Origin of the sequence: Pseudomonas sp. B21-032, from assembly GCF_024748965.1 — a bacterium.
GTDB lineage: Bacteria > Pseudomonadota > Gammaproteobacteria > Pseudomonadales > Pseudomonadaceae > Aquipseudomonas.
Genome location: NZ_CP087180.1, coordinates 5,318,694 through 5,332,362, shown reverse-complemented (window position 1 = coordinate 5,332,362; position 13,669 = coordinate 5,318,694). Strand labels below are relative to the sequence as shown.

The 13,669-nt window shown below is 56.8% G+C and carries 15 protein-coding genes; all 15 read left to right on the top strand.

Annotation, left to right across the window (positions count from 1 at the left end):
- Positions 1 to 21 precede the first annotated feature (21 nt).
- The 15 genes from rpoC (at position 22) to rpmC (ending at position 13,669) form a co-directional block, all read left to right on the top strand.
- Entirely contained in the window at positions 22 to 4,221 is a 4,200-nt protein-coding gene (rpoC, locus tag LOY54_RS24685) for a DNA-directed RNA polymerase subunit beta' (protein ID WP_045202248.1), read from the top strand.
- Positions 4,222 to 4,431: 210 nt separating this feature from the next.
- Positions 4,432 to 4,803 carry a 30S ribosomal protein S12 gene (rpsL, locus tag LOY54_RS24680; protein ID WP_003186084.1) on the top strand — a complete coding sequence of 124 codons (372 nt, stop codon included), beginning with the start codon at positions 4,432 to 4,434 and terminating at the stop codon, positions 4,801 to 4,803.
- 120 nt (positions 4,804 to 4,923) lie between these two features.
- The gene (gene rpsG, locus LOY54_RS24675; protein ID WP_008089143.1) at positions 4,924 to 5,394 is read left to right on the top strand and encodes a 30S ribosomal protein S7; all 471 of its coding nucleotides are present in this window, start codon (positions 4,924 to 4,926) and stop codon (positions 5,392 to 5,394) included.
- Between the two features lie 30 nt (positions 5,395 to 5,424).
- Positions 5,425 to 7,572 carry an elongation factor G gene (gene fusA / locus LOY54_RS24670; protein WP_045202252.1) on the top strand — a complete coding sequence of 716 codons (2,148 nt, stop codon included), beginning with the start codon at positions 5,425 to 5,427 and terminating at the stop codon, positions 7,570 to 7,572.
- 30 nt (positions 7,573 to 7,602) lie between these two features.
- Positions 7,603 to 8,796, top strand: coding sequence for an elongation factor Tu (gene tuf, locus LOY54_RS24665; protein ID WP_010220303.1), 1,194 nt, complete (start codon positions 7,603 to 7,605; stop codon positions 8,794 to 8,796).
- A gap of 142 nt (positions 8,797 to 8,938) precedes the next feature.
- Positions 8,939 to 9,250, top strand: a complete 312-nt coding sequence (gene rpsJ, locus LOY54_RS24660; RefSeq protein WP_003186070.1) for a 30S ribosomal protein S10 — start codon at positions 8,939 to 8,941, stop codon at positions 9,248 to 9,250.
- Between the two features lie 80 nt (positions 9,251 to 9,330).
- Complete coding sequence (gene rplC, locus LOY54_RS24655) at positions 9,331 to 9,966, top strand: 50S ribosomal protein L3 (protein WP_010220304.1); 636 nt, start codon at positions 9,331 to 9,333, stop codon at positions 9,964 to 9,966.
- Between the two features lie 12 nt (positions 9,967 to 9,978).
- Positions 9,979 to 10,581, top strand: coding sequence for a 50S ribosomal protein L4 (gene rplD, locus LOY54_RS24650; protein ID WP_010220305.1), 603 nt, complete (start codon positions 9,979 to 9,981; stop codon positions 10,579 to 10,581).
- Positions 10,578 to 10,877, top strand: coding sequence for a 50S ribosomal protein L23 (gene rplW / locus LOY54_RS24645; protein WP_010220306.1), 300 nt, complete (start codon positions 10,578 to 10,580; stop codon positions 10,875 to 10,877). The genes rplD and rplW overlap by 4 nt, the downstream gene beginning before the upstream one ends.
- 14 nt (positions 10,878 to 10,891) lie before the next feature.
- Positions 10,892 to 11,716, top strand: a complete 825-nt coding sequence (gene rplB / locus LOY54_RS24640; RefSeq protein WP_038606161.1) for a 50S ribosomal protein L2 — start codon at positions 10,892 to 10,894, stop codon at positions 11,714 to 11,716.
- 16 nt (positions 11,717 to 11,732) lie between these two features.
- The gene (gene rpsS / locus LOY54_RS24635; protein ID WP_002555486.1) at positions 11,733 to 12,008 is read left to right on the top strand and encodes a 30S ribosomal protein S19; all 276 of its coding nucleotides are present in this window, start codon (positions 11,733 to 11,735) and stop codon (positions 12,006 to 12,008) included.
- Between the two features lie 11 nt (positions 12,009 to 12,019).
- Positions 12,020 to 12,352 (top strand): 50S ribosomal protein L22, encoded by a 333-nt coding sequence (gene rplV / locus LOY54_RS24630; RefSeq protein WP_003103908.1) that lies wholly within the window; start codon positions 12,020 to 12,022, stop codon positions 12,350 to 12,352.
- Between the two features lie 13 nt (positions 12,353 to 12,365).
- Positions 12,366 to 13,052, top strand: a complete 687-nt coding sequence (rpsC, locus tag LOY54_RS24625; protein WP_010220308.1) for a 30S ribosomal protein S3 — start codon at positions 12,366 to 12,368, stop codon at positions 13,050 to 13,052.
- Positions 13,053 to 13,064: 12 nt separating this feature from the next.
- On the top strand, positions 13,065 to 13,478 hold the full coding sequence (rplP, locus tag LOY54_RS24620; protein WP_003255479.1) for a 50S ribosomal protein L16: 414 nt from the start codon (positions 13,065 to 13,067) through the stop codon (positions 13,476 to 13,478).
- On the top strand, positions 13,478 to 13,669 hold the full coding sequence (gene rpmC / locus LOY54_RS24615; protein ID WP_002555481.1) for a 50S ribosomal protein L29: 192 nt from the start codon (positions 13,478 to 13,480) through the stop codon (positions 13,667 to 13,669). Before rplP ends, rpmC begins: the two co-directional genes overlap by 1 nt.

Below are 13,669 nucleotides of genomic sequence, written 5' to 3'. Positions count from 1 at the left end.
GCTCCGCCAGGAGGAAAGGCCTTGAAAGACCTACTGAATTTGCTGAAAAACCAGGGTCAAGTCGAAGAGTTCGACGCCATCCGTATCGGATTGGCCTCGCCTGAGATGATCCGTTCGTGGTCGTTCGGTGAAGTTAAAAAGCCGGAAACCATCAACTACCGTACGTTCAAACCTGAGCGTGACGGCCTGTTCTGCGCCAAGATCTTTGGCCCAGTCAAGGACTACGAGTGCCTGTGCGGTAAGTACAAGCGCCTGAAACACCGCGGCGTGATCTGCGAGAAGTGCGGCGTTGAAGTCGCCCTGGCCAAGGTTCGTCGTGAGCGCATGGCGCACATCGAACTGGCTTCGCCGGTTGCCCACATCTGGTTCCTGAAGTCGCTGCCGTCCCGTATCGGCCTGCTGATGGACATGACCCTGCGTGATATCGAGCGCGTTCTCTACTTCGAGAGCTATGTCGTTATCGACCCGGGCATGACCACCCTGGAAAAAGGCCAGCTGCTCAACGACGAGCAGTACTTCGAAGCGCTGGAAGAGTTCGGTGACGACTTCGACGCCCGCATGGGTGCCGAGGCTGTCCGCGAGCTGCTGCACGCTATCGACCTGGAGCACGAGATCGGTCGCCTGCGCGAAGAGATTCCGCAGACCAACTCGGAAACCAAGATCAAGAAGCTGTCCAAGCGTCTGAAACTGATGGAAGCCTTCCAGGGCTCGGGCAACCTGCCTGAGTGGATGGTCCTGACCGTTCTGCCGGTTCTGCCGCCAGACCTGCGTCCACTGGTTCCGCTGGATGGCGGTCGCTTCGCGACTTCCGACCTGAACGACCTGTATCGTCGGGTGATCAACCGTAACAACCGTCTGAAGCGCCTGCTCGACCTGTCCGCGCCGGACATCATCGTGCGCAACGAAAAGCGCATGCTGCAGGAAGCGGTCGACGCCTTGCTGGATAACGGCCGTCGCGGTCGTGCCATCACCGGCTCGAACAAGCGTCCTCTGAAATCCCTGGCCGACATGATCAAGGGTAAGCAAGGTCGTTTCCGTCAGAACTTGCTCGGTAAGCGCGTTGACTACTCCGGCCGTTCGGTAATTACCGTAGGTCCGACCCTGCGTCTGCACCAGTGCGGTCTGCCGAAGAAAATGGCTCTCGAGCTGTTTAAGCCGTTCATTTTCGGCAAGCTGGAAATGCGTGGTCTGGCGACCACCATCAAGGCCGCCAAGAAGATGGTCGAGCGCGAGCTGCCAGAGGTCTGGGACGTTCTCGCCGAAGTGATTCGCGAACACCCCGTACTGCTCAACCGTGCGCCGACCCTTCACCGTCTGGGTATCCAGGCCTTTGAACCGGTACTGATCGAAGGTAAGGCTATCCAGCTGCACCCGCTGGTCTGTGCTGCGTACAACGCCGACTTCGACGGTGACCAAATGGCCGTTCACGTGCCGCTGACGCTGGAAGCCCAGCTCGAAGCGCGCGCGCTGATGATGTCGACCAACAACATTCTGTCGCCAGCCAACGGTGAGCCAATCATCGTTCCGTCGCAGGACGTTGTACTGGGTCTGTACTACATGACCCGTGAAGCCATCAACGCCAAGGGCGAAGGTCGCGTGTTCGCCGACCTGCAGGAAGTCGACCGCGTATTCCGCGCCGGCGAAGCTGCCCTGCACGCCAAGATCAAGGTTCGTATCAACGAAACCGTAAACGATCGTGATGGCGGCAGCGTCAAGAACACCCGTATCGTCGACACTACTGTCGGCCGTGCGCTGCTGTTCCAGGTTGTACCGCCAGGTCTGTCGTACGACGTGGTCAACCAGCCAATGAAGAAAAAGGCGATCTCCAAGCTGATCAACCAGTGCTACCGCGTGGTTGGTCTGAAAGAGACCGTGATCTTCGCTGACCAGCTGATGTACACCGGTTTTGCCTACTCGACCATCTCCGGCGTTTCCATCGGTGTTAACGACTTCGTTATCCCGGATGAAAAAGCCCGCATCATCGGTACCGCTACCGACGAAGTGAAAGAGATCGAGAGCCAGTACGCCTCCGGCCTGGTAACCCAGGGCGAGAAGTACAACAAAGTCATCGACTTGTGGTCCAAGGCGAACGACGAAGTTTCCAAAGCGATGATGGCCAACCTCTCGAAAGAGAAAGTCATCGACCGCAACGGCGACGAAGTCGAGCAAGAGTCCTTCAACTCGATGTACATGATGGCTGACTCCGGTGCCCGGGGTTCGGCAGCTCAGATTCGTCAGCTGGCCGGTATGCGTGGTCTGATGGCCAAGCCGGACGGCTCGATCATCGAGACGCCGATCACCGCGAACTTCCGTGAAGGTCTGAGCGTACTCCAGTACTTCATCTCGACTCACGGTGCTCGTAAGGGTCTGGCGGATACCGCGCTGAAAACCGCGAACTCCGGTTACCTGACTCGTCGTCTGGTAGACGTTGCCCAGGATCTGGTGGTTACCGAGATCGACTGCGGCACCGAGCAAGGCCTGCTGATGACGCCGCACATTGAAGGCGGCGACGTTGTAGAGCCACTGGGTGAGCGTGTACTGGGTCGTGTTATCGCCCGTGACGTGTTCAAGCCAGGCACCGACGACGTTATCGTTCCGGCCGGTACCCTGGTCGACGAGAAGTGGGTCGAATTCATCGAGCTGAACAGCATCGACGAAGTGATCGTGCGTTCGCCGATCAGCTGCGAAACCCGCTACGGTATCTGCGCCAAGTGCTACGGTCGCGACCTGGCTCGCGGTCACCAGGTGAACATCGGTGAAGCGGTCGGCGTTATCGCTGCCCAGTCGATCGGTGAGCCGGGTACCCAGCTGACCATGCGTACGTTCCACATCGGTGGTGCTGCAAGCCGGACCTCGGCTGCCGACAGCGTCCAGGTGAAGAACGGCGGTATGGTTCGCCTGCACAACCTGAAACAGGTTGAGCGTGCCGACGGTAACCTGGTTGCCGTATCGCGTTCCGGTGAGTTGGCGATTGCCGACGAATTCGGTCGTGAGCGTGAGCGTTACAAGCTGCCTTACGGTGCGGTCATTTCCGTGAAGGAAGGCGACAAGGTCGACGCTGGCGCAATCGTCGCCAAGTGGGACCCGCACACCCACCCGATCGTTACCGAAATGAAAGGTACCGTGACCTTCGTGGGCATGGAAGAAGGCATCACCATCAAGCGTCAGACTGACGAATTGACTGGTTTGACCAACATTGAGGTTCTGGACGTCAAAGACCGTCCGGCTGCAGGTAAGGAAATCCGCCCTGCAATCAAGATGGTCGACGCCAATGGCAAGGATCTGCTGCTGCCAGGTACCGACGTACCGGCTCAGTACTTCCTGCCGGCGAACGCCCTGGTTGGTGTGGCTGACGGTGCCCAGATCGGCGTCGGTGACGTTATCGCGCGTATCCCGCAAGAAACGTCGAAGACCCGTGACATCACCGGTGGTCTGCCACGGGTTGCCGACTTGTTCGAAGCCCGTCGTCCGAAAGAAGCCTCGATTCTGGCTGAAGTCAGCGGCACCATCGCCTTCGGTAAAGAGACCAAGGGCAAGCGCCGTCTGGTCATCACCCCGAACGATGGCAGCGATCCGTACGAAGAGCTGATTCCGAAGTGGCGTCACCTGAACGTCTTCGAAGGCGAACAGGTTAACCGCGGCGAAGTTATCTCCGACGGTCCAAGCGATCCGCACGACATCCTGCGTCTGCTGGGTGTAAGCGCGCTGGCCAAGTACATCGTCAACGAGATTCAGGACGTTTACCGTCTGCAAGGCGTGAAGATCAACGACAAGCACATCGAGACCATCCTGCGTCAGATGCTGCGTAAAGTTGAGATCACCGAGTCCGGCGATTCCAGCTTCATCAAGGGCGACCAGATGGAACTGACCCAGGTACTGGTAGAGAACGAGCGTCTCGGCGCAGATGACAAGTTCATCTCCAAGTTCTCGCGCGTACTGCTGGGTATCACCAAGGCCTCGCTGTCCACCGAATCGTTCATCTCGGCGGCTTCCTTCCAGGAAACCACCCGCGTACTGACCGAAGCGGCGGTAACCGGCAAGCGCGATTACCTGCGCGGCCTGAAAGAAAACGTGGTCGTGGGTCGTCTGATCCCGGCCGGTACCGGTCTGGCCTACCACAGCGAGCGCAAGCGTCGCCGTGATGCCGACAAACCGCTGCGCGTAAGTGCCAGTGAGGTGGAAGCCGCACTGACCGAAGCGCTGAATTCCAGCGGTAACTGAAAGTAGGATAGGGCCCCGGCAAACCTGTTTTGGCCATCGGCGACATAATTTGTTGCCGATGACTGGAAGGGGAGGGCCGGGGCCTTGTCTTGACTGGGGGCAAGATCCTCTTTAGACTCTTGTACCCCTAAATTTGGTGGGACTCCGTCCTGCCAATTTTTGCTTTTCTTGCAAGACAATAGCGTCGCAAGACAACAGTGGAGCTAGTAGATGGCAACTATCAACCAGCTGGTACGTCAGCCGCGTAAGCGTATCGTCGAGAAATCCGACGTTCCTGCGCTGCAGAACTGCCCGCAACGTCGTGGCGTGTGCACCCGTGTGTACACCACCACGCCGAAAAAACCTAACTCGGCACTGCGTAAAGTTTGCCGTGTGCGTCTGACCAACGGTTTCGAGGTTTCCTCGTACATCGGCGGTGAAGGCCACAACCTGCAAGAGCACAGCGTCGTACTGATCCGTGGCGGTCGTGTAAAAGACTTGCCAGGTGTTCGTTACCACACCGTTCGCGGCTCCCTGGATACCTCCGGCGTCAAAGGTCGTAACCAAGGTCGTTCGAAGTACGGTACCAAGCGTCCGAAGTAATCGGCCGTTTGTCGCAGTTTGCAGTTATCAATTTTATTGAGTCGATAAGAGTAAGGTCGGGCACGCACCCTTAAGGGGCACTGTCCCGGGCTAACCTGAAGACCGTTTGAGGGCTTATCAATGCCAAGACGTCGTGTAGCAGCCAAGCGTGAGATTCTGGACGATCCAAAATACGGAAGCCAGATCCTCGCCAAGTTCATGAACCACGTAATGGAAAGCGGCAAAAAAGCCGTTGCCGAGCGTATCGTTTACGGTGCACTGGACAAGGTTAAAGAACGCAAGAACAGCGATCCCCTGGAAATCTTCGAGAAAGCTCTCGACGCCATCGCTCCGCTGGTCGAAGTTAAGTCGCGCCGTGTTGGCGGTGCCACTTACCAGGTTCCTGTTGAAGTTCGTCCATCCCGTCGTAACGCCCTGGCAATGCGCTGGTTGGTAGACTACGCCCGCAAGCGTGGCGAGAAGTCCATGGCTCTGCGCCTGGCTGGCGAGCTGCTGGATGCTGCTGAAGGCAAAGGTGCTGCAGTCAAGAAGCGTGAAGACGTACACCGTATGGCCGAAGCCAACAAAGCGTTCTCGCACTACCGCTTCTAATTCTGGCATCACTATTTTTGCGAGGGCTCTATGGCTCGTACTACACCAATCAACCGCTACCGTAACATCGGTATTTGCGCGCACGTTGACGCGGGCAAAACTACCACTACCGAGCGGATCCTGTTCTACACAGGCCTGAGCCACAAGATGGGCGAGGTGCATGACGGCGCCGCGACCACCGACTGGATGGTGCAGGAGCAGGAGCGGGGTATTACCATTACCTCCGCTGCTGTTACCACCTTCTGGCAGGGTTCCCGTGGCCAGTATGACAACTACCGCGTAAACGTCATCGATACCCCCGGCCACGTTGACTTCACCATTGAAGTAGAACGTTCGCTGCGCGTACTCGACGGCGCGGTCGTTGTGTTCTGCGGCACTTCCGGCGTTGAGCCACAGTCCGAAACCGTATGGCGTCAAGCCAACAAGTACGGCGTTCCACGTGTTGTTTACGTGAACAAGATGGACCGTGCCGGTGCCAACTTCCTGCGCGTCGTAGGTCAGATCAAGAACCGTCTGGGTCACACCCCGGTTCCTGTTCAGCTGGCCATCGGTTCGGAAGATAACTTCCAGGGTCAGGTCGACCTGATCAAGATGAAGGCTATCTACTGGAACGACGACGACAAAGGCACCACTTATCGCGAGGAAGAAATTCCTGCCGATATGCTGGAGCTGGCTGAAGAGTGGCGCGCCAATATGGTCGAAGCCGCTGCCGAAGCCAACGAAGAGCTGATGAACAAGTACCTTGAAGAAGGTGAGCTGACCGTCGAAGAAATCAAAGCCGGTCTGCGCGCGCGCACCCTGGCCAGCGAGATCGTTCCGGCTGTCTGCGGTTCGTCGTTCAAGAACAAGGGCGTTCCCCTGGTTCTCGACGCCGTTATCGACTTCCTGCCTGCTCCGACCGAAATCCCGGCGATCAAGGGTATCCACCCTGATCTGATCGAGAAGCCGAAAGAAGAGCTGGTTGACGCCGACTACGACGAGCGTCATGCCGACGACAACGAGCCGTTCTCGGCTCTGGCGTTCAAGATTGCCACCGACCCGTTCGTGGGTACTCTGACCTTCGTCCGCGTTTACTCGGGTATGCTGCAGTCCGGCGACTCCGTGATCAACTCGGTCAAGGGCAAGAAAGAGCGCGTTGGTCGTATGGTGCAGATGCACGCCAACCAGCGTGAAGAAATCAAAGAAGTACTGGCAGGCGACATCGCTGCTCTGATCGGCATGAAGGACGTCACCACCGGTGACACCCTGTGCAACGCCGACAAGCCGATCATCCTCGAGCGTATGGACTTCCCGGAGCCTGTGATCTCGGTAGCTGTTGAGCCGAAGACCAAGCAAGACCAGGAAAAGATGGGTATCGCACTGGGCAAGCTGGCTCAGGAAGACCCGTCGTTCCGCGTCAAAACCGACGAAGAAACCGGCCAGACCATCATCTCCGGTATGGGTGAGCTTCACCTGGACATCCTCGTTGACCGCATGAAGCGCGAGTTCAACGTCGAAGCCAACATTGGTAAGCCACAGGTTTCGTACCGCGAGCAGATCACCAAGGACAACGTCGAGATCGAAGGTAAGTTCGTTCGTCAGTCCGGTGGTCGCGGTCAGTTCGGTCACTGCTGGATTCGCTTCTCGCAGCCAACAGTGGACGCACAAGGCAACATCACCGAAGGCCTGGAATTCACCAACGAGGTTGTAGGTGGTGTGGTTCCTAAGGAATACATCCCGGCGATCCAGAAGGGTATCGAAGAGCAGATGAAGAACGGCATCGTTGCCGGCTATCCGCTGATCGGCCTGAAGGCTACCGTGTTTGATGGTTCCTACCACGACGTCGACTCCAACGAGATGGCGTTCAAGGTGGCGGCCTCCATGGCGACCAAGCAACTCGCAGCCAAAGGCGGCGGTAAAGTGCTTGAGCCGATCATGAAGGTAGAAGTTGTGACCCCTGAGGACTACATGGGTGACGTGATGGGTGACCTGAACCGTCGTCGTGGTCTGATCCAGGGTATGGAAGATTCGGTGTCCGGCAAGGTTGTCCGTGCTGAAGTTCCGCTCGGAGAAATGTTCGGTTATGCGACCGACGTTCGTTCCATGTCTCAGGGTCGCGCGAGCTACTCCATGGAATTCTCCAAATACGCCGAAGCTCCGTCGAATATCGTCGAAGCACTCGTTAAAAAACAAGGCTAATCCAGCCCTTTAGGCAAGAGGTTCACTGTCGTGGCTAAAGAAAAATTTGATCGTTCCCTTCCGCACGTCAACGTTGGCACCATCGGTCACGTTGACCACGGTAAAACCACTCTGACCGCAGCTCTGACTCGCGTCTGCTCCGAAGTTTTCGGTTCGGCCGTCGTCGAATTCGACAAGATCGACAGCGCTCCAGAAGAGAAAGCTCGCGGTATCACCATCAACACCGCACACGTCGAGTACAACTCGAACATTCGTCACTACGCTCACGTCGACTGCCCAGGTCACGCTGACTACGTGAAGAACATGATCACCGGTGCTGCCCAGATGGACGGCGCGATCCTGGTTTGCTCGGCCGCCGATGGTCCGATGCCACAAACCCGTGAGCACATCCTGCTGTCCCGTCAGGTTGGCGTTCCGTACATCGTGGTCTTCCTGAACAAGGCTGACCTGGTAGACGACGCTGAGCTGCTGGAACTGGTCGAGATGGAAGTTCGCGACCTGCTGTCCACCTATGACTTCCCAGGCGACGACACCCCGATCATCATCGGTTCGGCTCGTATGGCGCTGGAAGGCAAAGACGACAACGAAATGGGCACCACCGCTGTCAAGAAGCTGGTTGAGACTCTGGACAGCTACATCCCAGAGCCTGAGCGCGCTATCGACAAGCCGTTCCTGATGCCAATCGAAGACGTATTCTCGATCTCGGGTCGTGGTACCGTTGTTACCGGTCGTATCGAGCGTGGTATCGTCCGCGTTCAAGACGCCCTGGAAATCGTTGGTCTGCGTGACACCACCACCACCACCTGCACCGGTGTTGAGATGTTCCGCAAGCTGCTGGACGAAGGTCGTGCTGGCGAGAACTGCGGCGTGCTGCTGCGCGGCACCAAGCGTGACGACGTTGAGCGTGGCCAGGTTTTGGTCAAGCCAGGTTCGGTCAAGCCGCACACCAAGTTCACCGCAGAAGTTTACGTTCTGAGCAAAGAAGAAGGCGGCCGTCACACTCCGTTCTTCAAAGGCTACCGTCCACAGTTCTACTTCCGTACTACTGACGTGACTGGTAACTGCGAGCTGCCAGAAGGCGTTGAAATGGTAATGCCAGGTGACAACATTCAGATGACTGTTACCCTGATCAAAACCATCGCGATGGAAGACGGTCTGCGTTTCGCTATCCGTGAAGGCGGTCGTACCGTCGGCGCCGGCGTCGTAGCCAAAATCATCGAGTAATCGTTGATCGCTTAAAAAGGCCCCCGCTCAGCGGGGGCTTTTTTATTGGGTTGACACTCAGTGGGGCCCTCTATAGAATCACGCCTCCTTTTAACGGGCGTAGTGCGCCCGGTGGGAATAGCAGCCTGGAGTCTGAAATCCAATGCAAAATCAGCAAATCCGTATCAGGTTGAAGGCTTTTGACCATCGCCTGATCGACCAATCCACCCAGGAAATCGTGGAAACCGCGAAACGTACTGGTGCTCAAGTGCGTGGTCCAATTCCACTGCCTACCCGTAAAGAGCGGTTCACCGTTCTGGTCTCCCCGCACGTCAACAAAGACGCGCGTGACCAGTACGAGATCCGTACTCATAAGCGCGTACTGGACATCGTCCAGCCAACGGATAAAACCGTTGATGCTCTTATGAAGCTTGATCTTGCGGCCGGTGTGGAAGTGCAGATCAGCCTCGGCTAAGACACGGTCTTAGTCGTGTAACGCTCTGAAATGGGCGGCCATAGCGGGTGAAAGCCCCGTACACTCATGAGGTTTACAACATGACTATTGGTGTAGTCGGTCGTAAATGCGGTATGACCCGTATTTTCACCGAAGAAGGTGTCTCCATTCCGGTCACGGTCATTGAGATCGAGCCGAATCGCGTCACCCAGTTCAAAACTGAAGAAACCGATGGCTATCGTGCAGTGCAAGTCACTGTCGGTGAGCGTCGCGCTTCGCGCGTGACTGCTGCTCAAGCAGGTCACTTCGCCAAGGCGAACGTTGCCGCGGGTCGCGGTGTCTGGGAATTCCGCCTTGAAGAAGGTGAGTTCCAGGCCGGTGATTCGATCAACGCTGAAATCTTCGCTGCAGGTCAGCTGGTAGACGTTACCGGCCAGTCCAAGGGTAAAGGCTTTGCCGGTACCATCAAGCGCTGGAATTTCCGCGGTCAAGATAACACCCACGGTAACTCCGTCTCCCACCGCGTCCCGGGCTCTATCGGCCAGTGCCAGACTCCTGGTCGTGTATTCAAGGGCAAAAAAATGTCCGGTCACATGGGCGCCGAGCGCGTGACCGTTCAGTCCCTCGAAGTAGTGCGCGTCGACGCTGAACGCAATCTGTTGCTGGTCAAGGGTGCCGTTCCAGGCGCAACTGGCAGCGATCTGGTTGTGCGTCCGGCTGCCAAGGCTCGCGGTTAAGGGGAAGCTGACATGCAACTAAATGTAAATGACGCTCAAGCGATCGAAGTTTCCGAACTGACTTTCGGCGGCGAATTCAACGAGACGCTGGTACACCAAGCAGTCGTGGCCTACATGGCCGGCGGCCGTCAGGGCACCAAGCAGCAGAAAACCCGTTCCGACGTTGCTGGTGGCGGTAAGCGCCCATGGCGTCAGAAAGGCACTGGCCGTGCTCGTGCCGGTACTATCCGTAGCCCAATCTGGCGTGGCGGCGGTACCACTTTCGCAGCTCGTCCTCAGGATCACTCGCAGAAGCTCAACAAGAAGATGTACCGCGCAGCAATGCGTTCCATCCTCGCTGAGCTGGTGCGTACCGACCGTCTGGTCGTGGTTCAGGACTTCGCTGTTGAAGCACCGAAAACCAAAGACCTGCTGAACAAGCTGAACGGCATGGGTCTGAGCGACGTTCTGATCGTTTCGGACGCTGTTGATCAGAACCTGTACCTGGCTGCTCGTAACCTGCCGCACGTCGACGTACGTGACGTACAGGGTTCCGATCCGGTCAGTCTGATCGCATACGACAAAGTGTTGATCACTGTGTCGGCCGTGAAGAAATTCGAGGAGCTGCTGGGATGAACCAGGAACGCGTATTTAAAGTCCTCCTTGGCCCGCATGTTTCCGAGAAGGCTACCGTTCTGGCTGAGAAAAAAGGCCAGTTCGTATTCAAGGTTGCTACTGACGCAACCAAGCTGGAAATCAAGAAAGCTGTCGAAGGCCTGTTCGGCGTAAAAGTCGAAAACGTGTCGACTGTAAACGTTCTGGGTAAAACCAAGCGTACCGCACGTGGTCTGGGCAAGCGCAATGACTGGAAGAAAGCGATCGTTTCGCTTCAGCCAGGCCAAGATCTCGATTTCAGCAGCAGTGCTGAGTAAGGAAGGGGTGCATCATGGCAATCGTTAAATGCAAACCGACTTCCCCTGGCCGCCGTTTCGTGGTCAAGGTGGTCAACAAGGAGCTGCATAAAGGCGCTCCTCACGCACCGCTGCTCGAGAAGAAATCGAAGTCTGGTGGTCGTAACAACAATGGCCGTATCACTACTCGTCACGTAGGTGGTGGTCATAAGCAGCATTACCGTATGGTCGATTTCCGTCGCAACGACAAAGATGGCATCGTCGCCACTGTCGAGCGTATCGAATACGATCCAAACCGTACTGCTCACATCGCACTGCTGTGCTACGCAGACGGCGAGCGCCGCTACATCATCGCCCCTAAAGGCGTTGCTGCTGGCGACCAGCTGATCGCAGGCGCTCTGGCTCCAATCAAGCCAGGCAACTCCCTGCAACTGCGCAACATCCCAGTGGGTAGCACCATTCACGGCATCGAACTGAAGCCGGGCAAAGGTGCACAGATCGCTCGTTCCGCTGGTGCTTCGGCTCAGCTGATCGCTCGCGAAGGTGTCTATGTGACCCTGCGTCTGCGCTCTGGTGAAATGCGTAAAGTCCTGGCTGAATGCCGTGCGACCCTGGGTGAAGTCTCGAACTCCGAGCACAGCCTGCGTTCGCTGGGTAAAGCTGGTGCCAAACGCTGGCGTGGCGTTCGCCCAACCGTTCGTGGTGTTGCCATGAACCCGGTTGACCACCCACATGGTGGTGGTGAAGGTCGTACCTCCGGTGGTCGTCATCCGGTATCGCCATGGGGCTTCCCGACTAAGGGCGCGAAGACTCGTGGTAATAAGCGTACCGACAACATGATCGTCCGTCGTCGCAAGTAAATAGAGGGATACGACAGTGCCACGTTCTCTGAAAAAAGGTCCTTTTATCGATCTTCACCTACTGAAGAAGATCGAAGTGGCGGCGGAAAAGAACGATCGCAAACCAGTTAAGACCTGGTCGCGCCGTTCCATGATCCTGCCACAAATGGTCGGTCTGACCATCGCGGTACACAACGGTCGCCAACACGTCCCAGTTCTCGTGAACGAAGACATGGTCGGCCATAAACTGGGCGAGTTTGCCGGTACCCGCACTTATCGTGGGCACGTGGCTGACAAGAAAGCCAAGCGTTAAGGGGTAAGGAAATGGAAGTAGCCGCTAAGTTGTCGGGCGCTCGAATCTCCGCCCAGAAAGCCCGCTTGGTCGCCGACCAGATCCGCGGGAAGAAGGTGGGCGAAGCGCTCAACCTGTTGGCTTTCAGCAGCAAAAAAGCCGCTGAAATCATGAAGAAAGTCCTCGAGTCGGCCGTAGCCAACGCCGAGCATAACGAAGGCGCAGACGTTGATGACCTGAAGGTCTCCACCGTTTTCGTCAACGAAGGGCGTTCGCTGAAGCGCATCATGCCGCGTGCCAAAGGCCGCGCTGATCGCATCGTCAAGCGGTCTTGCCATATCACTGTCAAGGTTGCGGACAAGTAACGGAGTCGATCAGATGGGTCAGAAAGTACATCCCACTGGCATTCGCCTGGGAATCGTCAAGGAGCACACCTCCGTCTGGTACGCAGACGGTCGGACTTATGCGGACTATTTGCTCGCAGATCTGAATGTGCGTGAGTACCTCCAAGACAAACTAAAAAGCGCGTCCGTTAGCCGTATCGATATCCATCGTCCGGCCCAAACTGCACGCATCACCATCCACACCGCTCGTCCAGGTATCGTTATCGGGAAGAAAGGTGAAGATGTTGAGAAACTGCGTCAGGACCTGACCAAGCAAATGGGTGTGCCTGTGCACATCAACATCGAAGAGATCCGCAAGCCGGAACTCGACGGTATGCTGGTAGCTCAGAGCGTAGCTCAGCAGCTGGAGCGTCGTGTGATGTTCCGTCGCGCCATGAAGCGCGCCGTACAGAACGCCATGCGCATTGGTGCCAAAGGCATCAAGATCCAAGTGAGCGGTCGTCTCGGCGGTGCTGAAATCGCACGTACTGAATGGTATCGCGAAGGTCGTGTGCCGCTGCACACCCTGCGTGCCGATATCGACTATGCCACCTACGAAGCTCACACCACTTACGGTGTGATCGGTGTGAAGGTTTGGATTTTCAAAGGCGAAGTAATTGGTGGTCGCCAAGAAGAACTGAAACCACAAGCACCAGCGCCTCGTAAAAAAGCTGCTAAGTAAGGGGTACGCCAAATGTTGCAACCAAAGCGTACAAAATTCCGCAAGCAGATGACTGGCCACAACCGTGGTCTGGCACTGCGCGGTAGCAAAGTCAGCTTCGGCGAGTTTGCTCTGAAAGCTGTTGCTCGCGGTCGTCTCACCGCCCGCCAGATTGAGTCGGCACGTCGTGCTCTGACCCGTCACGTAAAACGTGGCGGTAAAATCTGGATCCGTGTGTTCCCGGACAAGCCGATCTCCAAGAAGCCTCTCGAAGTGCGGATGGGTAAAGGTAAAGGTTCCGTGGAGTACTGGGTTGCCCAGATCCAGCCAGGCAAAGTCCTGTACGAGATCGAGGGTGTTTCTGAAGAGCTGGCGCGTGAGGCTTTCGCCCTGGCGGCTGCAAAGCTGCCTCTCGCCACCTCCTTTGTTAAGCGGACGGTGATGTGATGAAAGCGAATGAACTTCGTGAAAAATCAGCACAGCAGCTGAACGAGCAACTGCTCGGCTTGCTGCGCGACCAGTTCAATCTGCGTATGCAGAAAGCAACTGGCCAGTTGGGGCAGTCGCACCTGCTCTCGCAAGTTAAGCGTGACATCGCTCGCGTGAAAACTGTGCTCAACCAGCAGGCAGGTAAGTGA